General features: G+C 61.5%; 23 protein-coding genes. 14 read left to right on the top strand and 9 right to left on the bottom strand.

Going from position 1 to position 18,485, the window contains the following annotated elements:
* Positions 1-23 precede the first annotated feature (23 nt).
* The 4 genes from BLW36_RS09885 to BLW36_RS09870 all read left to right on the top strand — a co-directional run bounded on the left by BLW36_RS09885 (position 24) and on the right by BLW36_RS09870 (position 4,051).
* Positions 24-2,165, top strand: a complete 2,142-nt coding sequence (locus tag BLW36_RS09885) for a TonB-dependent receptor (protein ID WP_091387783.1) — start codon at positions 24-26, stop codon at positions 2,163-2,165.
* A gap of 113 nt (positions 2,166-2,278) precedes the next feature.
* Entirely contained in the window at positions 2,279-2,542 is a 264-nt protein-coding gene (locus BLW36_RS09880; protein WP_091387781.1) for a hypothetical protein, read from the top strand.
* Complete coding sequence (gene pnuC / locus BLW36_RS09875) at positions 2,535-3,176, top strand: nicotinamide riboside transporter PnuC (protein WP_091387779.1); 642 nt, start codon at positions 2,535-2,537, stop codon at positions 3,174-3,176. Before BLW36_RS09880 ends, pnuC begins: the two co-directional genes overlap by 8 nt.
* Positions 3,173-4,051 carry a choline kinase family protein gene (locus BLW36_RS09870; RefSeq protein ID WP_091387777.1) on the top strand — a complete coding sequence of 293 codons (879 nt, stop codon included), beginning with the start codon at positions 3,173-3,175 and terminating at the stop codon, positions 4,049-4,051. Before pnuC ends, BLW36_RS09870 begins: the two co-directional genes overlap by 4 nt.
* A gap of 75 nt (positions 4,052-4,126) precedes the next feature.
* Here the strand turns inward: BLW36_RS09870 and dbpA are convergent, their stop codons facing one another.
* From dbpA to BLW36_RS09845, 5 genes are all read right to left on the bottom strand, one after another.
* Entirely contained in the window at positions 4,127-5,530 is a 1,404-nt protein-coding gene (gene dbpA / locus BLW36_RS09865) for an ATP-dependent RNA helicase DbpA (RefSeq protein ID WP_244506210.1), read from the bottom strand.
* 442 nt (positions 5,531-5,972) lie between these two features.
* A complete protein-coding gene (locus tag BLW36_RS09860; protein WP_139304856.1) occupies positions 5,973-6,842 on the bottom strand; it encodes a retropepsin-like aspartic protease in 870 nt (289 codons plus the stop codon).
* Between the two features lie 168 nt (positions 6,843-7,010).
* Entirely contained in the window at positions 7,011-7,856 is an 846-nt protein-coding gene (locus tag BLW36_RS09855) for an SPFH domain-containing protein (protein WP_091387771.1), read from the bottom strand.
* Between the two features lie 142 nt (positions 7,857-7,998).
* Positions 7,999-8,460: an NfeD family protein gene (locus tag BLW36_RS09850; protein WP_091387769.1), complete on the bottom strand. Its 462-nt coding sequence runs from the start codon at positions 8,458-8,460 to the stop codon at positions 7,999-8,001.
* Between the two features lie 72 nt (positions 8,461-8,532).
* Positions 8,533-9,549, bottom strand: a complete 1,017-nt coding sequence (locus BLW36_RS09845; RefSeq protein WP_170833180.1) for a CHAD domain-containing protein — start codon at positions 9,547-9,549, stop codon at positions 8,533-8,535.
* A 56-nt stretch (positions 9,550-9,605) separates the two neighbouring features.
* Here BLW36_RS09845 and ubiE point away from each other — a divergent pair, with 56 nt between their 5' ends.
* From ubiE to BLW36_RS09795, 9 genes are all read left to right on the top strand, one after another.
* The gene (ubiE, locus tag BLW36_RS09835) at positions 9,606-10,355 is read left to right on the top strand and encodes a bifunctional demethylmenaquinone methyltransferase/2-methoxy-6-polyprenyl-1,4-benzoquinol methylase UbiE (RefSeq protein ID WP_091387765.1); all 750 of its coding nucleotides are present in this window, start codon (positions 9,606-9,608) and stop codon (positions 10,353-10,355) included.
* A gap of 24 nt (positions 10,356-10,379) precedes the next feature.
* Complete coding sequence (locus BLW36_RS09830) at positions 10,380-11,006, top strand: ubiquinone biosynthesis accessory factor UbiJ (protein ID WP_091387763.1); 627 nt, start codon at positions 10,380-10,382, stop codon at positions 11,004-11,006.
* A 2-nt stretch (positions 11,007-11,008) separates the two neighbouring features.
* Positions 11,009-12,619 (top strand): ubiquinone biosynthesis regulatory protein kinase UbiB, encoded by a 1,611-nt coding sequence (gene ubiB, locus BLW36_RS09825; RefSeq protein ID WP_091387761.1) that lies wholly within the window; start codon positions 11,009-11,011, stop codon positions 12,617-12,619.
* A gap of 65 nt (positions 12,620-12,684) precedes the next feature.
* The gene (hisI, locus tag BLW36_RS09820) at positions 12,685-13,086 is read left to right on the top strand and encodes a phosphoribosyl-AMP cyclohydrolase (protein ID WP_091387759.1); all 402 of its coding nucleotides are present in this window, start codon (positions 12,685-12,687) and stop codon (positions 13,084-13,086) included.
* Between the two features lie 7 nt (positions 13,087-13,093).
* The gene (locus BLW36_RS09815) at positions 13,094-13,432 is read left to right on the top strand and encodes a phosphoribosyl-ATP diphosphatase (protein ID WP_091387757.1); all 339 of its coding nucleotides are present in this window, start codon (positions 13,094-13,096) and stop codon (positions 13,430-13,432) included.
* Between the two features lie 41 nt (positions 13,433-13,473).
* On the top strand, positions 13,474-13,725 hold the full coding sequence (tatA, locus tag BLW36_RS09810; RefSeq protein ID WP_091387755.1) for a Sec-independent protein translocase subunit TatA: 252 nt from the start codon (positions 13,474-13,476) through the stop codon (positions 13,723-13,725).
* A gap of 42 nt (positions 13,726-13,767) precedes the next feature.
* Positions 13,768-14,304 carry a Sec-independent protein translocase protein TatB gene (gene tatB, locus BLW36_RS09805; RefSeq protein ID WP_091387753.1) on the top strand — a complete coding sequence of 179 codons (537 nt, stop codon included), beginning with the start codon at positions 13,768-13,770 and terminating at the stop codon, positions 14,302-14,304.
* Entirely contained in the window at positions 14,301-15,065 is a 765-nt protein-coding gene (gene tatC / locus BLW36_RS09800) for a twin-arginine translocase subunit TatC (protein WP_091387751.1), read from the top strand. The genes tatB and tatC overlap by 4 nt, the downstream gene beginning before the upstream one ends.
* Positions 15,058-15,828, top strand: coding sequence for an esterase/lipase family protein (locus BLW36_RS09795; protein WP_091387750.1), 771 nt, complete (start codon positions 15,058-15,060; stop codon positions 15,826-15,828). Before tatC ends, BLW36_RS09795 begins: the two co-directional genes overlap by 8 nt.
* On the opposite strand, the gene BLW36_RS09790 is transcribed toward BLW36_RS09795, so the two are convergent.
* From BLW36_RS09790 to BLW36_RS17345, 3 genes are all read right to left on the bottom strand, one after another.
* The gene (locus BLW36_RS09790; RefSeq protein ID WP_139304854.1) at positions 15,825-16,286 is read right to left on the bottom strand and encodes an MliC family protein; all 462 of its coding nucleotides are present in this window, start codon (positions 16,284-16,286) and stop codon (positions 15,825-15,827) included. The two genes, BLW36_RS09795 and BLW36_RS09790, sit on opposite strands and share 4 nt — an antisense overlap.
* A 96-nt stretch (positions 16,287-16,382) precedes the next feature.
* Entirely contained in the window at positions 16,383-16,511 is a 129-nt protein-coding gene (locus tag BLW36_RS09785) for a DUF3149 domain-containing protein (protein ID WP_091387746.1), read from the bottom strand.
* A 123-nt stretch (positions 16,512-16,634) separates the two neighbouring features.
* Complete coding sequence (locus BLW36_RS17345; RefSeq protein ID WP_170833166.1) at positions 16,635-16,865, bottom strand: hypothetical protein; 231 nt, start codon at positions 16,863-16,865, stop codon at positions 16,635-16,637.
* A 72-nt stretch (positions 16,866-16,937) separates the two neighbouring features.
* Here BLW36_RS17345 and BLW36_RS09780 point away from each other — a divergent pair, with 72 nt between their 5' ends.
* Positions 16,938-18,095 (top strand): aminopeptidase, encoded by a 1,158-nt coding sequence (locus tag BLW36_RS09780; protein ID WP_244506209.1) that lies wholly within the window; start codon positions 16,938-16,940, stop codon positions 18,093-18,095.
* Here the strand turns inward: BLW36_RS09780 and dtd are convergent.
* A complete protein-coding gene (dtd, locus tag BLW36_RS09775) occupies positions 18,002-18,439 on the bottom strand; it encodes a D-aminoacyl-tRNA deacylase (RefSeq protein ID WP_091387742.1) in 438 nt (145 codons plus the stop codon). The genes BLW36_RS09780 and dtd overlap by 94 nt on opposite strands.
* Positions 18,440-18,485: the final 46 nt, after the last annotated feature.

Genomic DNA, 18,485 nt, shown 5'->3' with positions numbered 1-18,485 from the left:
CCAGCTTCCTTTGAGAGAGAACCATGAACACCGAATTTAGAATCAGACCAATTGCGTGGTCGATCGTCCTGGCCGGCAGCATCGGCGCAGGCAATGCGATTGCAGCGCCAGACGGCGCTGGCCTGGAAGAGGTCATCGTCACCGGCCAGCTCCGCGACGCCAACCAGCTAGACCTCCCCACCAGCGTCAGCGTACTGGACGAGTCCACCATCGCTGCCCGCGGCGCCAGCAACCTGGAGCAGCTGCTCAACCTGGCACCCAACGTCAACTTTTCTGCCGGCGCGTCGCGCGGTCGTTTTGTGCAGATTCGCGGTATCGGTGAGCGCAGCCAGTTTATCGACCCGGTCAATCCGTCCGTGGGTCTGATCATCGACGGTATCGACTTTACCGGCATGGGGCTCGCGGCCAGCACCCTCGATATGGAGCAGGTGGAAATTCTGCGCGGCCCGCAGGGTACCGTGTACGGTGCCAACGCGCTGGCCGGCCTGATCAACATGACCAGCGCAACGCCCTCGGCCGAACCCATGGCGAGAGTGTCCGTGGAAGTCGCCGACTACAATGGCCGCACCCTGTCAGCGGTCGGCAGCGGTGCCCTGACGGAGCAGTTGAGCTACCGGCTCGCCGCCAGCAACCAGCAATCCGATGGCTATATAGAAAACGACTATCTGGGCCGCAGCGACACCAACAATATCGACGAGTCGGTGGTGCGCGGCAAACTGCGCTATCAGGCCAGCGAAGATTTGCGGCTGGATTTCACCGCGCTGTATATCGACGCCGATAACGGCTACGACGCCTTCTCGCTCTACAACACCCGCACCACCCTGTCCGACCAGCCGGGCCACGACCGGCAGCAAACGGCCGCGGGCTCCGTTGTTGCCCGGTGGAGCGGCAGCGAGCTGTTCACCGTGGAAAGTACCCTGAGCGCCGCCGATTCCGATACCGAGTACGGCTACGACGAGGACTGGACCTATGTGGGTTTCCACCCGTGGGGATACAGCTCCACCGACAATTACCTGCGCGATAAGAAGAACCTGAGTGCCGACCTGCGCCTGCTGTCGACGGAAGCCTCTGCACTGTTCAACGGGCGCAGCAGCTGGGTCGCCGGCGTCTATGTGCGCGATGAGAGTGAAGACCTAGAGCGCAACCAGAGCTTCACCAGCCAGTTCGATACACAGAGCACCGCCCTGTACGGACAACTGCGAACCAGCCTGAGTGATTCTGTCGCCCTGGTGACCGGCTTGCGGCTGGAACAGCGTGATGCCGATTACGCCGACTCCCTTGCGGTAGATTCCAGCAACAATGAGAACCTGTGGGGCGGCAATGTCTCGTTGGAATACCGTTACGCGGAAGGCACGCTGATCTACGGCACCGTATCCCGCGGCTACAAGGCGGGTGGCGTCAACGGCAGGATCATCTCCGCCTCGGCCACCAACCCGGCTATCGGCAGCGATGTGTTCGAATTCGATACCGAGCAGCTGCTCAACTACGAACTCGGCATCAAGGGCGCTTGGCTGCAGAACCGCCTGCAGGCACAACTGGCGGCCTTCTATCAGGACCGCAGCGATGTGCAGGCCAAGCAGTCGATCTTCGATCCGAATGATTTCTCCTTCGATGACTTCCTGACCAACGCTGCCGGCGGCACGACCACCGGCGTGGAAGTCGAACTGAATTACCTGGCCAGCGATACCCTGCGCTTCTTTGCGTCGGCGGGCTGGCTGAATGCGGAGTTCGAAGGCTTTGACAGTACTTCGCACGTGGATGCACGGGATGACTGGAACGGCATCGCCCTGGCCCCGGTCGACCTCGATGGCCGCCAGGTGGCGCACGCGCCCAGCTACCAGTTCTTCACCGGTACCGAAATCTCACTGCTGCCGTACCTGATTCTGCGCCTCGAAGTGGAGGGGAAAGACGAGTTCTATTTCTCCAACAGCCACGACGAGAAATCCACCGCCTATGAGCTGCTGAATGCACGCCTGACCTATCGGGGCGACAACTGGGATGTGGCACTGTGGGGCAGAAACCTGACGGATGAGGATTACTACACCCGCGGTTTCTACTTCAGTAACCAGTTCGGCAACAACCCCGCTAATTTCTATGCGCCGGAAGCCTACTATCAGTTTGGCGAACCGCGCGTGGCGGGTATCAGCGGTACTTATACTTTCTAAAATTTCGCAGCGGCTCTGTTGAGTCAGGTTGAAAACTCATGTCGTCATTCCGGCGCAGGCCGGAATGACGACAATCAGCGACTCGCCAAGCGCCGTGAGCGGGAGAAAAACCCATGAAACTCTCCGTAGAAATCAGCATGTACCCGTTGAAGGACGAATACATCCCCAGCATCCAGGATTTTATCGAGCGGCTGAATCGCCACCCGGAGTTGCGCGTGATCACCAATACGATGAGCACCCAGGTATTCGGTGACTACAACTTGCTGATGGATGTGCTGAAGCAGGAAATGCGCGCGTCTTACGAGAAACACGGCCGCGCGATTTTCGTCTGCAAATTTATCGACGGCGACCTGGCGCCGGCAGAAAGCGATGTTTGATAGCGAAATCGGCAGTGCCATCGCCATCTCCCTCGCCGCCATGTCGCTGTGGGAGATAGCCGCGGTTATTCTTGCGCTGGCTTACCTGCTGCTGGCGATGCAGGAGAAAATAAGCTGCTGGTATGCGGCCTTTGCCAGCACGCTGATTTACCTGTTCCTGTTCTGGGACGTCAGCCTGCTGATGGAGTCGGCGCTGCAGGTGTTTTACCTGGCGATGGCCGTCTACGGCTGGTGGCAGTGGCGGCATCACAGCGATGCGCAGCCGGATCTGAAAATCCACCGCTGGCCGGTGCGCACGCACCTGCTCGTTATTGGCGGCGTCGGTGCGCTGACGCTGGCGTTTGGCTATCTGCTGCAAACCACCACCGATGCGGCCCTGCCCTATCTGGATTCCTTTACCACCTGGGGCGCCGTGGTCACCACCTATATGGTCACGCGCAAAGTGCTGGAGAACTGGCTCTACTGGATAGTGGTCGACGGCATTTCCATTTATCTGTATCTCGACCGGGAACTCTACCTGACCGCACTGCTGTTCTTGCTGTATGTAGTGCTGGTGATAATCGGCTTCTTCCAGTGGCTGGCCATTTATAGACGGGAATCGCTACAGGGGGATGCCGAAGCGGTGCCCGCATGAGCGTATTTTCGCCTGACATTATCCCGCCTGACTGGCAGCGCTGGAGCGCAACCAGGCCGTCCGTTATCAAGCCGCTGACCGGCGGCCTGACCAACCGGAGCTTTCTGCTGCAGGCCGGCGGCGACCAACTGGTGTTACGCAGGAACTCTGCCATCAGCGCGGCGCTGGACCTGAACCGCGTGGCCGAATATCAGGCGCTGCTGCACGCCGATAACGCCGGGCTGTGTGCGCCGCTGATCTATTGCGATCCCGAGCACCAATATCTGGTCACGCGCTTTATCGATGGCGGCGGTTGGAGCAAGAGCGGGGCCGGTGCGTTGCCGCAACTTGCGCAACTACTGCGCGGCATTCACGCATTGCCGGCCATCGACGCGCAGCTGGATATCGAAGACAAAGCGGCCAGCTACTGGTGCTCGATCGATAACCGAGCGGATTTCTATGCGCCGCTGCGAACGCTGGATAAAAAGGTCCAGCGGCATATCCCCGCAGCGCGGGAATTGAGTGCCGGTATCTGTCTCTGCCACAACGACTTGCTGGCGACCAACCTGATCGCTGCCGCCGACGGAAATCTGTATGCGATAGACTGGGAGTACGCCGCCATGGGCGACCCCTTCTATGAGCTCGCACTGATAGTCATAGAGTACGCGCTCGACCAGCGGCAGCAGCAGCTTCTGCTGGCGAAATATCTGGATCGACCGACGACATCGGTCGACTGGCAGAGGCTGGATCACTGGCGGGTGATCTATGGGTATCTGTCGGTGCTCTGGTATGCGGTGCAGTGGAGCAGGGGCTCCATGCGTCAGCCCGCTATCGCTGGGAAAATTACCAACACTATCCGTGATGTGACGGAGCTGAGTTTCGCCATTGATGGCTGAGGATGATTGATACCGAATGCGCGCCGCGAATATTCGCAGCGCACAAGATAATGGATTCGCGGCCGCCGCAATAACTCAGACGCCGACGATACGGGCGCGGAACTTGCGGCCTTTTATCTTGCCACTGGCGAGCTTGTTCAGCGCTTTCTTCGCCACCGCCCGCTCCACCGCGACAAAGGTGGAGAAATCGAACAGCTGGATCTTGCCGATCTGTGATCCGTCGATGCCGCCGTCGCCGGTCAGCGCACCGACAACGTCGCCGGCGCGCACTTTCTGTTTTTTGCCGCCGTCGATCTGCAGCGTGGACATCAGCGGTCGCGCGGGCGCAAATCCCCGCGGCAGCGGCGGGATTTCCTGCAGCGTTATCGGCTGCTGCATCAGCTCCTCCAGCCGCTCCAGCTTGTAGATCTCCTTCTTACTGACCAGTGTCAGCGCCACGCCCTTCTGCCCGGCCCGCCCGGTGCGGCCGATGCGGTGTATATGGACTTCCGGGTCGCGGGACAGGTGGTAGTTCACCACCATCGGCAGCTCTTCGATATCCAGCCCGCGCGCGGCGACGTCCGTCGCCACCAGGATGGCGGCGCTGCCGTTGGCAAACAGCGCCAGTGTGCGGTCGCGATCCTTCTGCTCCATGTCCCCGTGCAGCGCCAGCGCGGCGAAGCCGGCGCTCTTCAGCGCCCGCGCGGCCTCGTCGGTTTCCTTCTTGGTGTTGCAGAACACTACCGCGGAGGAAACGTCGTAACTCGCCAGCAGCTGGTGCAGCGCGGCGGGCCGCTGCTCGTTGTTTTCCACCCGGTAGAAATTCTGTTCGATCGTGCTCTCGGTGTGCGCCGTGGTCACTTCCACCTTCACCGGCTCGCGCAGCACCCGCGCCGCCAGCGCGTCGATGGTCTTCGGGTAGGTGGCGGAAAACAGCAGCGTCTGCCGCTGCCGTGGCAGCTCCGCGACAATCTGGTCCAGTACCGCCTGGAAGCCCATATCGAGCATGCGGTCCGCCTCGTCCAGTACCAGTGTCTGTACCCCGCTCAGGTCGAGATTGCCCTTGCGCAGGTGGTCCTCGATGCGGCCGGGCGTGCCCACGACGATGTGGGCGCCGTGCTTCAGCGAGCCGATCTGCGGCCCGAACGGCATGCCGCCGCACAGCGTCAGGATCTTGATATTGTGAATGGCCCGCGCCAGCTTGCGCAGCTCCCGCGCCACCTGGTCTGCCAGTTCCCGCGTCGGGCACAGCACCAGTGCTTGCACGCGGAACCGCTCCGCCTGCAGCTTGTGCAGAACGCCCAGGCCAAATGCCACCGTCTTGCCGGAGCCGGTCTTGGCCTGCCCGATCACATCCCTGCCCGCCACAATCGCCGGCAGCGCGGCGGCCTGGATTTCCGTCAGGCGCTCGTAGCCGAGGTCCTGCAGGTTCTTAAGCAGGGGCTGCTGCAGTGGCAGGGACTGAAAATCGCGGGGGTGGTCGGTGTCAGGCGTTGTCAAAACGGGAACTCGTTTGCATGAATGGCGAGGCATTGTAGTTAAGCAGTGGCCCTTTTCCTATTGGAAATGGAAAGGCCCACGTTGTTTGTAATCGGACAAAGCTGTTTAGACCAGCGTAGGGAGATATCTGCCGGAAGCAGGATCGGTACTGCGCCCAACGGATCTGTCTTTAATGTTGCTCCCCATTAACGCACTATCTTGGAAGAACAGCGAGGGCTCTTTGCTGTCGCTGAAACAGGGAGAAAAAAGAATTTAAACTTTCAGCTGCAAGAAGTTGAGAGGTACAACATATTTACCCTGGGCATCAGTTTAATTGTCCTCGCTATAACATACTGACTCAATTTGGAAGCGAGATCGCCGACATGGCAATAATCATCCACTCAAGAAAAGAGCTGGAGGTACAGGCAGCCGGCGATCAATATCCAAAATATTCTGCGCCCTCTTATTGTTGTGATAAATAAAGGCTGTCAGATGGGAAGTCGACTAAGAGCGAGAAGTGTTTCAGCAGGTGGGTGCCAACATTCATCGAGCTGGAATCATCGGTATCATCAACAGCAATCGTTAAATCAGAGAATGACTTTCCACCAATTTTCAGCTCCTTGATCAGAATTGTTTGACGCGTCACCTCTCCGCCGATACCGCCGCCGCGCTTCGTTCCGGTTATTCTCTCTGGTGATAAAAGACCCAGCTCAGTAGCAAGCTTCCGGCTGATCATGGCTCCGCTCCCATTACCAAGATCAAAATCGGCCCAGACCTTCTTTCCCTCCAGAAACACCGGAATCTGCTTGATGCCCTTATGCTCCCGCAAGGGAAGTTTCTCCGCATGCTTTAGTCGTTTTGACCACTGATCCCCTGACTTATCCAGCGGGCTAACCAGCTGAAGTTCGTTGGTCGTGAAGTCAATCCAAACCGGCCCGCGATCGAACAGGCTTCGGCCAACTACCAGTGTCAGTGGCCTGCCAATCAAACGTTCAGAAATGTCAGTCAGGTCCAGGGCGATCAGTGTTTGATTGTCGAGGTAGGCCTGATCCACCTTAATCTCTGCGCCTGATACAAATTGGACCGCTTGCTGGCCACCAGTACCGCGTGCAACTGCTTCACCTTCAGGAGTCAGGGAGTTTGCCAGGGCGTATCTTGTATCGATCAGTGACATTTCAGCGCCGCTGTCGAGTAAGGCCTGGGTCTGATGACCATTGATTTGGGCTGGCATGAATAGCCTGTTATTAAACAGCGTAAACTCTGCGCCGTTTGCTGATTGCATGAAGCACGAAGAGAATAAAAACACCTGAATCAGGCTGATTAGGTATCTCATGGGGCAGCACTCCAAGGACTCGATTGTGTTGTCGAGCAATATTAATTTTATTCGCCAAGTATGTTGCCGGTGACCGGCCACCGGTTCGCGACGGGCATCCCGCCCATCCACCAATGAACCATCCAGCCCGTGGGAGCCGGGCCGGCTAAGGTGCAGCTATTATCTGACCTACCGATTCAACAATCCCTTCACCGCTTGCGGCAGGTCCGCCGGCAGTATCACGTTCTTGGCATTATCGGACTGGGACAGCTCGGACAGCGCGCTGATATAGCGTTCACCGAGCAGGTACATCACCGGCATCTCCTGCTCACCGATGGCGGAGGAAACCCGCTCGATGGCCTCGCGGCTGGCGTCGGCCAGTACCACCTGTGCCTTGGCGTCCCGTTTGGAGGCTTCCAGGCGGCCGTCGGCTTCGAGGATCGCGGCCTGCTTCTCGCCCTCGGCACGCGTCACGGTGGCGCGGCGCTGGCGTTCGGCCGCGGCTTGCTCTTCCATCGCCTTCTGCATGGTGGTGGACGGGTTGATGTCCTGGATCTCGACCGTCTTCAGGTTGATGCCCCAATCGGCGATGTCGTCGGAGATGCCCTCCTTGAGCTTTGCCTTGATCAGGTCGCGGGACGACAGCGCCGCGTCCAGCGACATCTCGCCGACGATCGAGCGCAGTGCGGTCTGCACCAGGTTCTGGATCGCAATCTCGTAATCCTCTACGCCGTAGACGGCCTTCTCCGGCGAGACGATATTGATGTAGGCCACGGCGTTGGCGATGATGGTGGCGTTGTCCTGGGTGATGACTTCCTGTGAGGGGATATCCAGCACTATGTCCTTGGTGGTGACCTTGTAGGGTACCTGGTCGATATAGGGGATCACTACGTTCATGCCCGGCGTCAGCGTCCGGTAGTATTTGCCCAGGCGCTGCACGATATGCTTGGAACCCTGCGGCACGATGCGCACACCCTTGGCAATGGTGATGACCACCAGCGCCACCAGCGCCAGTACTACGTATAAACCTTCCACTGTTTTTCTCTCCCGGATGAAAGCTCGGTAAGGCCGAAATTGGTTTTAAATTTATGAAATTGTGTGAATCGTAACTCCGGCACGGGCCGTAGCCCAGAGACTGGCTTCCGGCCTGCGCCGGAATGACGATATATTGAGGTTGTCAGATGCGGCTGACGATCAGCGAGTTGCCGGAGATGTCCGTTACCTTGACCCGGTCGCCGATCGCGACTACCTCGGTGCAGATAAACAGCCACTCCTCCTCGCCGAGTATCGGGGCGGGGAACTTTAGCTTGCCACGGCTGCGCCCTTGATTGGATTCGATGACGAGGCCCACCTGGCCGTTGAGGGCCTCGGCGGCCATGCCGGACAGCGTACGGTCTTTCCAGCGGGGCTTGATGCTCTTGACCCAGATCACGACGAACGCGATGGAGGAGAACGCCCACAGGATCAGCTGCAGGGTAATCGGCATGTCCACCGCCAGGGTCAATACCCCCATCAACAGGGCGGCGAGCCCGAACCAGAACAAAACGAAGCCGGAAACGAAGATTTCGGCGGTGACCAGTAACAAGCCCAGTACCAGCCAGTGCCAATAGGCGATGTGTGCATTCAGCCATTCAAGCATCGGACGCCGCTCCCTGTCTTTGTGCGTATAAGGAAACGATTATGCCAAAGAATGCATGGAAGCTGTGCTGCTTTAGTCGGGCAGGTCGAATACCTTGGCTGAGAAGAGTCTGCCGCTCAGCTTTTCGATCTGCCGGTGCAGTTGTTGCAGGCGCTGCTCGGCATCGTCCAACAGCGGAATCAGTTCTCCGGAAAACTGCCCGGCATGCTGGCCCAGCAGGCTGCAGAGTAATCGCAGGTCGCGCCAGTCGCCCAGTGCCTGGGCAAGTTTTTTCAGCGGCTTGCAGCGCACGCCGATGGCGTCCGGGTATTTTTTCTGCAGCAGGCGACTGTGGTACCAGTGGTCCTTCACCCGTTTGCGGAATTCGTGAAAGCTGGCCGCGCTCTCTTCGGCAAATGCATCATCCATGGCCGTCTCCGCGCGCTTGTAGCCGCGCCGGTAACCCCGCCGCGCGTGCCTACATTTGAGCGTTTCCAGCGGCCAGTCGCCGATACGCTCGCCGCCCTGTTGCAGCAATGTTTTTGCCTCATCCAGCGCATCTGCATCGGCGTGGCCGCGTGCGCGCTGTTCGAGGAGCGCCTGAATCTGCGGATAGCGCTGCGGCGGCGCCAGCGCCAGCAGGGCGTCGCGCACCGACACGGCATCGCGGCTGCCGGCGACGCTGTTGGCCAGGGTGCGGTAATGGGCGTTCTCATAGCGGTAGAGGTCGCCGATGTCTGCGCGGACCAGCCGCAGCAGCGCGCGCATCTTCTTGCAGTGCTTGCGCAGCTCGTGCACCGCCTCCTCCTGCGGCAGCCGCGCTAGATCGTGCAGGGCGCCGGCAATCTCCTCGCGCGCGGTGTCGCGCAGGGTTTCCGCCAGGGGCGCTTTGCATTTCAGCTGGTAGGCCATGTTCCCGTTTCGTTCGCCGCTCTCGCCGCTCTCGCCGCTCTCGCCGCTCTCGCCGCTCTCGCCGCTCTCGCCGCTCTCGCCGCTCTCGCCGTTCCCACTAAAGTTTAGTGGGTGCTGCCGCGCATTTTTTCGCCCGGCCGCAAAGCCGGGCGCGTTTATCACATGGGGCGGTGCCTGCGCGGCGCGGTCGATGTACAATGGCGCCCCTCTAATTTGACCAGACAGGGGCTCGAGCGGGGCCCAGCAGGCACAGCATGAAGGATCGCAAGACCACCCACTTCGGCTATCAAGAGGTTCCGGTGGAGGAGAAGGCCGGCCGTGTGGCGGACGTGTTCCACTCGGTCGCGGCGCGCTATGACGTCATGAACGACCTGATGTCCGGCGGCATTCACCGCCTGTGGAAGCGCTTCACGATCGAGCTGTCCGGCGCACGCCCCGGGCAGTCGATCCTCGATATCGCCGGCGGTACCGGCGACCTGACCGCGCGCTTCTCGCGCATCGTAGGCGCCGACGGCACCGTGGTGCTGGCGGACATCAACGAGTCGATGCTGCGTGTGGGCCGCGATCGCCTGCTGGATCGCGGCATCGCCGGCAACGTGGTGCCGGTGCAGGCCGATGCCCAGTACCTGCCGTTCCCCGACAACACCTTCGACTGCATCACCATCGCCTTCGGCCTGCGCAATGTCACCGACAAGGATCTGGCGCTGCGCTCCATGCTGCGGGTGCTGAAGCCCGGCGGCCGCCTGCTGGTGCTGGAGTTCTCCAAGCCGCAGTCCAAACTGTTGGAAAAGGTCTACGACCAGTATTCGTTCCGCCTGCTGCCGTTTATGGGCAAGCTGGTGGCCAACGACGCCGACAGCTACCGCTACCTGGCGGAGAGCATCCGCATGCACCCGGACCAGGAAACCCTGAAACAGATGATGGCAGACGCCGGCTTCGTCGATTGTGAGTTCCACAATATGACCGGCGGCATCGTCGCGCTGCACAAAGGCATCAAACCCTAAGGCCAAGATCTTAAGGACATCCGCTTGGACCCGACATTTCGCGCCGGCTTCGACGCCGCGCTGGAAACCGCGATCAACACCGCGTTGCAATACGACCCGGGCACGCGCGCGCGCCTGCAGAAACTGGATGGCAAGGCACTGGCGCTGGATTTGACCGCGCCCCAGCTGCAGTTCTGCCTGTGCATCGAGGGCGACCAGGTGCGGGTGCGCCGCCACTGGGAGGGAGAGATCTCGACCCGGCTGAGCGGCTCGGCGATCTCCTTCGTGCGCCTGCTGCGGGATTCCTCGGCGACCCCGGCCGCACTGGGCGTGCATATCAGCGGTTCCAGCGCGCTGCTGGCGGAGCTGCAGTCGATCATGCGCGACCTCGATATCGACTGGGAGGCGCCGCTGGCGCAACTTGTCGGTGACGTGCCGGCGCACACGGTCGGCAACCTGCTGCGCGACGCTAGCCGCTGGCTGCGCGGCAACCTGAAACGCGCGCCCGCCGCCGCGGCGGAAGCCGCCAGCGAGGAGTGGCGCCTGACGCCGCCGAAGGCGCAGTTCGAGGCCTTTGTCGACGACCTGGCCGAGCTGGCCCTGGCCACCGATCGCCTCGAGGCGCGGGTGCAGCTGCTGCGGGACAGATTCTCCCGGCGGGAGGCCGAATAGCCTTGCCGATCGCTCGCAGTTTCACTATCGCGCGGGTCTTCCTGCGCTACCGCCTCGACCAGCTACTGCCGGCAACGCGCCGGCCGCTGTGGCTGCGCGGCCTGCTCGCGCCGCTGAAGCTGGTGCCGGCGCCGAAGATGGGGCGCGGCGAACGGCTGCGCCGCGCACTGGAAGAGCTGGGCCCCATTTTCGTCAAGTTCGGCCAGCTGCTGTCGACGCGCCCGGACCTGCTGCCGCCGGATATCGTCGAGGAACTCGACCACCTGCAGGACAATGTGCCGCCCTTCCCCAGCGACAAATGCGTGGCGCTGATCGAACAGGCGCTCGAAGCCGGCGTCGATGAGCTGTTCGCCGAATTCGACCGGCAGCCGCTGGCCTCCGCGTCGGTGGCGCAGGTGCACGGCGCCGTGCTGCCGTCCGGCGAATCCGTGGTGGTCAAGGTACTGCGCCCGGGTATCGACAAGATCATCACCCAAGACCTGCGCCTGCTGCGGGTCATCGCCCGCTGGATCGAGCGCTTCGTGCCGGATGGTCGCCGCCTGCGGCCGGTAGAGGTGGTGGAGGATTACCGCCACACCATCGAGGGCGAGCTGGACCTGGTGCGCGAGGCCGCCAACGGCACCCAGCTGAAACGCAATTTCAGCAATTCGCCGCTGTTGTATGTACCCGAAGTGCACTGGGACTACACGCGGGAAAACGTGCTGGTGCTGGAGCGCATCGACGGTATCCCGGTGACCGACTTGGCGCAGCTGCGCGCCCAGGACACCGATATGCAGTTGCTGGCCGAACGCGGCGTGGAGATCTTCTTCAAGCAGGTGTTCGAGCACAATTTCTTCCACGCCGACATGCACCCGGGCAATATCTTCGTGTCGCGCAAGCATCCGCGCCGCCCGCAGTACATCGCCATCGACACCGCCATCGTCGGCAGCCTGTCGCGCGAGGACCAGTATTACCTGGCGCGCAACCTGCTGGCCATGTTCCGTCGCGACTACCGCATGGTGGCGGAGCTGCATGTGCAGAGCGGCTGGGTGCGCGCCGATACGCCGGTCAACACCTTCGAGGCGGCGATCCGTGCCGTGTGCGAACCCATTTTCGAAAAGCCGCTCGGCGAGATCTCTTTCGCGCGGGTGCTGATCAGCCTGTTCCAGACGGCGCGAAGATTCGACATGGCGGTGCAGCCGCAGCTGGTGCTGCTGCAGAAGACGCTGCTCAATATCGAGGGGCTGGGGCGGCAGCTTTATCCGCAACTCGATCTGTGGAAGACTGCCCATCCATTCCTGGAGCGCTGGATGCGCGATCGCATCCACCCGCGCACGATTCTGGGCGAGATCAGGCGCTACGGCCCCGAGTGGCTGGAGAAGTTTCCGCAGCTGCCGCAGCTGGTGTATTCGTCGCTGGAGCAGTCGCGCGAACTGGCGCCGCAGCTGGAGAATATCGGCGAGCAACTGGCGCGCAGCCACCGCCGCGGCCGGCGCCAGTATTTCCGCCGCATCGCCGGCGTGCTGCTGGCGTTCGGCGCCACCGCGCTCGCGGTGCCGGATTGGTTCGCGCAACTGCCGCCGGCGGGCTGGGCCATGGGCGCCGTCGCCCTGGTGCTGCTGCTCTGGCCCTAGGGCGCACTCGTTGGACATCAGCGATTGGAGTCCAACCTACAATAGGAAGTCTGAAGGACAGTACATTGACCCAAGCAGATCCGAAAGCCGCTTTCATCGACCAGGTCAGCTGGAACAGCGACGGCCTGGTACCGGCGATCGCGCAGGATTTCAAATCCGGGCGCATACTGATGATGGCGTGGATGAATCGAGAGTCACTGGCGATTACCGCCAGCGAGGGCTATGCGGTCTACTGGTCGCGCTCGCGCAACAAGTTGTGGCGCAAGGGTGAGTCGTCCGGCCACCTGCAGCAGGTACGCGAGATTCGCCTCGACTGCGACGGCGATACGGTGTTGCTGATGGTCGAACAGCAGGGCGGCATCGCCTGCCATACCGGCCGCAGCAGCTGCTTCTACCGCGTTTTACAGGACGACGAGTGGCAGGTCAGCCAGCCGGTCATCAAGGATCCGGAGACCATCTACAAGTGAATCGGCTATGAGCGATCTGCTGCAACAACTGGACGCGGTGCTGGAAAGCCGCAAAAACGCGGGTGACGCCGACAGCTCCTACGTGGCGAGCCTGCACAAGAAAGGCCTGAACAAGATTCTGGAAAAAGTCGGCGAGGAGGCCACCGAGGTGATCCTCGCCGCCAAGGACGCGGAGAACGGCGGCGACCGGCAGGCGATGATCGCCGAGACCGCCGACCTCTGGTTCCACTCCCTGGTGATGCTGTCGCACCTGGGCGCGGACTCACAGGATGTATTGCGCGAGCTGGGACGCCGCTTCGGGCTCTCGGGGCTTGAGGAAAAAGCCGCGCGCCCGAACAACGACTGATGCTTTGAGCGGCCGCGGCCGCGATCAATGTGGAGAAAACTATGGGATTCGGTGGAATTAGTATCTGGCAGTTATTGATTGTCCTGGTGATCGTGCTGCTGCTGTTTGGCACCAAGCGTCTGCGCAATCTCGGCGGCGACCTCGGTGGCGCCCTGAAGGGTTTCAAGAAAGCCATGAAGGACGAGGACAAGGAAGAGGAAAAGGAACCCGAGCGCCTCGAGCACGAAGAAACAGACAAGCCGGAATCGAAAGAATCCGTGCGGGACAAGGAAAAACAGTCCCGGGACAAGTAATCCGGCAACCCTTTCCGGAAAGACAAGTGCGAGATTCGGCCTGTGTTTGATATCGGCTTCTTTGAACTACTGCTGATCGGTGTCGTGGGCCTGCTCGTCGTGGGCCCGGAGCGACTGCCGGACGCAATCCGTACCACCGCGCGCTGGTGGTCCGGCATCAAGCGCACGCTGCACAACGCCCGCGAAGAGTTGGAGAAAGAGGTGGGCGCGGATGATATTCGCCGCGAGCTGCACAACGAACGCATCATGCGCGAACTCGAGGAGAGTCGCCGGGAGATGGAGCAGGCGTTCAGCGAGGCGGAAGCCGAACCCGCGGTTCCGGAAGAGGCCGCTTCCACCAAGTTGCAGGAAGCCGCGCCGCAAGCGGAGGCATCGTTCGATCCGAGTCACCCGACGGACGATGCGGAAGATTATCTGCCGGAACAGGACGAAGACGCGGAAGAACTGCAGGATCCGGAGTATCCGGAACACTGGCACGATTACGGCGACCCGGACCTGAATCCGGAACACCCAGAACGCGCGGCGAAAGAAGATCTGCCCACTGAAGAACCGCCGCAGGAAAAAAACAGCCAGTCATGAGCGATCAACCGGAAGAGCACTCTCAGACCGAGGAAAGTCATCAGCCATTTATCGACCACCTGATCGAGCTGCGCGATCGCCTGTTGCGCACCCTGCTGGTGGTGGTGGCGATCTTTGCCTGCATGGTGCCTTTTGCGGCGGATATCTACGACTTTGTTGCCGACCCGCTGCAGGACCGCCTGGTGGAAGGTGCGGGCATGATCGCTACCGAAGTGACGTCGCCCTTTTTCACGCCGTTCAAGACGACGTTCATCCTGGCCTTTTTTGTCGCGATACCCTTCGTGCTGTACCAGGCCTGGGCCTTTATCGCTCCCGGCCTGTACAGGAATGAAAAGCGCTATGCGGCGCCCATTCTGATATCCAGTGTCATTCTGTTTTACGCGGGGATGTCTTTCGCCTACTTCGTCGTATTTCCGATTCTGTTCGATTTCTTCGTCAGTTCGGCCCACGCCGACATCAAGGTCCTGCCCGATATCAGCAGCTACCTGGATCTGGTGCTGAAGCTGTTTTTCGCCTTCGGTTTTGCCTTCGAAATTCCCATCGCGACCGTGCTGCTGATCTGGAGTGGCGCCGTGAATCCGAAATCCCTGGCCGACAAGCGCGGCTATGTGGTCGTCGGCTGTTTCGTGGTTGGTATGTTGCTGACACCGCCGGACATTATTTCGCAGTCGCTGCTGGCGGTGCCCATGTGGCTGCTGTTTGAGCTCGGTCTGATACTGGGGCGCTGGGTAAAATCCCGCCCCAAGGAAGAGAGTGCCTGAGGCCGGCAGCCGCCGCCGTACCCCGCCGTTGCTCGCGGCGGGTATATTCCTGCTTTTCTTTTCCAGCGCGATTGCAGCGCGCGCCGACACCCAGTGTGTGGTCCTGCTGCACGGGCTCACCAAGGATTCGCGCAGCATGCTTCCGCTGCAGCGCCAGCTGATAGACGCCGGCTACTATGTGGCGAATATCGATTACCCGTCGCGAAAAAAACCGATTGCCGAGCTGGCGGATCTGGCGGTGCGCGCGGGGCTGGAACAGTGCGCGCGGGTGAATGCCCGCCCGGTCAATTTCATCACCCACTCCCTCGGCGGACTGCTGGTGCGGCACTACTTCGAGCGGCATGCATCGCCGCAGGTGATGCGGGTCGTGATGCTGGCGCCACCCAATCACGGCAGCCGCGTCGGCGATATTCTCAGTTGCATCCCGTATATCAAGGACATCAACGGCCCCGCCGGTCGCCAGCTTGGCACCGGTGCCGGCAGCGTGCCGCTGCAGCTCGGCGCGACCGACTTCGACCTGGGAATCATTACCGGCAACCGGTCCTACAATCCGCTGGCCTCGACGCTGCTGGACGGCGCCGATGACGGCCGCATCACGGTGGACAGTGCGCGGCTCGAGGGCATGTGCGGCTTCCTGGTTCTGCCGCGCACGCACGGTGGTATCGCCGCGGACGAGCAGGCGATAGCGCAGGCGCTGCAGTATTTAAAACAGGGATATTTCAGTCACCCGCGTGCCGAGCGGTTTGACTGTGCCGCCGACTAATCGTCGTCGGTTTGCTCGACGCTGCGACAGTCTTCCAGCTGTGTCGTCACCTCACCATTGCCAAGCGACTGCTTGAGCAGCATGCCCCGGTCGCCGTCGACGTGCCAGCGGTAACTCGGCTGCCCCTTGTCGGCGACATAGAGCACGCCGGAGTCGGCGGGCTCCTGATGCATCGGGATCATTTTATTGCGGAAGGTCAGTGTGGCCAGGCGCTGCTCGCCGTCGGTGGGAATCACATATTTGAGCTTCAGCCGCTCGTTGTTTTCACAGTGGTAGTCGACCCGTTCGATTTCCGCCTGAAAGCCGCGCTCCTGCTGTTCGCAGGCGGCGGTTGCAGCCAGCGCCAATAGGGCGCTGGCGAGAGAGAAAACATTGACGCGGGTCATGCTGGCCTCGTAAACACAGATCGAGCACTTACCGCCCTTTGGAAAGCGGCGCGGCGGAAAAATTCCACGCACACCGCCTTCTGGCGCCACAACAGCGCCAGCGTCGCAATTTTTCTCGATTTGGCGTCCGATGACCCGTCGGCCGAGGCCGACTGACTGAAGGCTGGATCAGCCCTCCCGTTCTATCTCGCGCAGGGCCAGACGGATAAAGTAGCCAGCCATCAGGCAGACAAATCCGATAATGCCGAGGCTCAATAGGCCGGAAAAGCTGGTAAACAGATCAATTAACGCATCCATCTCTGGCTCCACAGTGCGGACTATTCAATGGGGGCAGTTTAAGAGTCCGCCCCGCGACCGACTTGACCTGGATCAAGCCGGCTGCCGATAGCGGCTAGAATGTGGTCATCCCCGCAGCGGGAATCAGAGCATCTGAGACGTACTGATGAAGAGGAGTGCGGCGCCGGCGAGTGCGAACATCTCGCGTTCCCGACGCCACTGGGGCAGGAGCAGCAACAGCGCCAGCGGTGGCAGGAACACGGCGAGCAACCCGAGCAGCATATGCTCACGAAAGCTGACGCGCAGCAGGCGCAGCCAACAGAGGAAGCCGAACACCAGCGCGAAAATAGTCAGCACGGCGGCGACGGGTGCCATGCCGGTTCCAGTGGCTGCCGGCTCCATGCCTTAACTCTCCAGTTAATCGGAATTCTATCGATAGGAATAAGAGTGTATATCAGCAACAGACACCCAATCGCATTCCTGAGACCGCGGGTGACCGCAGTGGCGGTCGCGTTGCTGCTGCTGTGTGGCTGCGAGACGGCGGGGTATTACACCCAGGCGGCAACCGGGCAGTGGCGTATCCTGGCTTCCCGGCAGCCGATCGAGGACGTGGTGGCGGCGCCGGGCACCGAGGAAAAGCTGCAGCGACAGTTGCGCCTGGTGCAGTCGATCCGCGCCTATGCCAGCGGCGAACTGCACCTGCCGGTGGGGCGGGCCTACGGCGCCTTCGTCAAGCTGGATGAGGACTTCCCGATCTGGAACGTGCTGGCGGCACCGGAGTTTTCCCTGTCGCCGAAGCGCTGGTGTTACCCAATCGCCGGTTGCGCCAGCTACCGCGGATATTTCCGCAAGGCCGCCGCGGCCGACAAGGCCCAGGAGCTGCTCGACGATGGCTACGATGTCTACCTGGGGCCGGTGCCCGCCTACAGCACTCTGGGCTGGTTCGACGATCCGGTGCTGTCCAGTTTCGTCAACTGGTCGCCGGAGCGGCTGGCAGGCCTGCTGTTCCACGAGCTGGCGCATCGCCGGGTCTATATTTCCGGCGACACCCGCTTCAACGAGAGCTTCGCCACGGCGGTGTCGGAACTGGCGCTGCCGGACTGGCGCCGCCGCCAGGGGCTGACCGGTGTCTCGGCAAATGCGCGGGCACAGGCGCTGGCGATCCGGCGGCTGATGGCGGCGACGCGCAAGCGCCTGGAGCCGATCTACGAGTCCGGCCTGCCGGACGACGCCAAGCGCGCGCAGAAGGCGGCGACGCTGGCCCGCATGCGCCACTGCTACCGCCGGCTGTCAGCCGACTGGCCCAATCCGGAGCGCTACCGCGCCTATATCGAGAAGAGCAACAACGCCACGCTGGCGCTAGCGGCCGAGTACCAGTCGCATGTGCCGGCGTTCCGGCAGCTGTACCAGGACAGCGGCAGCTGGGACGCCTTCTACGAGGCGACAGAGCGGCTGGGCGAGCTGGACAAGAATGCGCGCAAACAGCGTCTCGAGCAGCTGGCGGCCCGTTATCAGGCTTCCAGCAGGAAGGTTACCGGCCCGTCATTCGACAGCGAAACCTGCATGTCCGCGGCAAACACGCCGCAGGCCACCGGCGTAAACTGAGCGCGCGCCCGCTCGACAAAATAATCGTACAGTTCCTCCGCCTGCTGCGGCGTGGCGCCGCGGCTGAAACTGGGGCGCAGGCCGCGCGCGGTGTCGGCCACCAACGTGAACTGGCTCACCACAAGCAGGCCGCCGCCGGCCTGCTGCACATTCAGGTTCATGCGCCCCTGCTCGTCCCCGAACACCCGGTAGTGCAGCACCTTATGCAACAGCTTGTCGGCGCTGTCGCGATTGTCCTGTGCCTCGACGCCGAGCAGCAGTAGCAGGCCGCGATCGATAGCGCCGACCGACTCGCCATTCACATCCACGCGGGCGTGGCTCACTCGCTGTATCAACCCCTTCATCTCGCCCCCCTCTGCGGCTCTGCGACCCGGTGAGTAAAGCGTCTAG

Origin of the sequence: Microbulbifer marinus, from assembly GCF_900107725.1 — a bacterium.
Classification (GTDB): Bacteria; Pseudomonadota; Gammaproteobacteria; order Pseudomonadales; family Cellvibrionaceae; genus Microbulbifer; species Microbulbifer marinus.
This window is presented reverse-complemented; position numbering and strand designations above follow the sequence as displayed.

Bases quoted from the DNA above. Each gene is read 5' to 3' on its own strand.
- BLW36_RS09850 (WP_091387769.1), bottom strand. From the start codon at position 8,460: ATGCTTGAATGGCTGAATGCACACATCGCCTATTGGCACTGGCTGGTA.
- BLW36_RS17345 (WP_170833166.1), bottom strand. From the start codon at position 16,865: ATGGCACCCGTCGCCGCCGTGCTGACTATTTTCGCGCTGGTGTTCGGC.
- BLW36_RS09785 (WP_091387746.1), bottom strand. From the start codon at position 16,511: ATGGATGCGTTAATTGATCTGTTTACCAGCTTTTCCGGCCTATTGAGC.
- ubiE (WP_091387765.1), top strand. From the start codon at position 9,606: ATGAAGGATCGCAAGACCACCCACTTCGGCTATCAAGAGGTTCCGGTG.
- tatA (WP_091387755.1), top strand. From the start codon at position 13,474: ATGGGATTCGGTGGAATTAGTATCTGGCAGTTATTGATTGTCCTGGTG.
- BLW36_RS09860 (WP_139304856.1), bottom strand. From the start codon at position 6,842: ATGAGATACCTAATCAGCCTGATTCAGGTGTTTTTATTCTCTTCGTGC.
- pnuC (WP_091387779.1), top strand. From the start codon at position 2,535: ATGTTTGATAGCGAAATCGGCAGTGCCATCGCCATCTCCCTCGCCGCC.
- BLW36_RS09880 (WP_091387781.1), top strand. From the start codon at position 2,279: ATGAAACTCTCCGTAGAAATCAGCATGTACCCGTTGAAGGACGAATAC.
- dtd (WP_091387742.1), bottom strand. From the start codon at position 18,439: ATGAAGGGGTTGATACAGCGAGTGAGCCACGCCCGCGTGGATGTGAAT.
- BLW36_RS09885 (WP_091387783.1), top strand. From the start codon at position 24: ATGAACACCGAATTTAGAATCAGACCAATTGCGTGGTCGATCGTCCTG.
- tatC (WP_091387751.1), top strand. From the start codon at position 14,301: ATGAGCGATCAACCGGAAGAGCACTCTCAGACCGAGGAAAGTCATCAG.
- BLW36_RS09870 (WP_091387777.1), top strand. From the start codon at position 3,173: ATGAGCGTATTTTCGCCTGACATTATCCCGCCTGACTGGCAGCGCTGG.
- BLW36_RS09815 (WP_091387757.1), top strand. From the start codon at position 13,094: ATGAGCGATCTGCTGCAACAACTGGACGCGGTGCTGGAAAGCCGCAAA.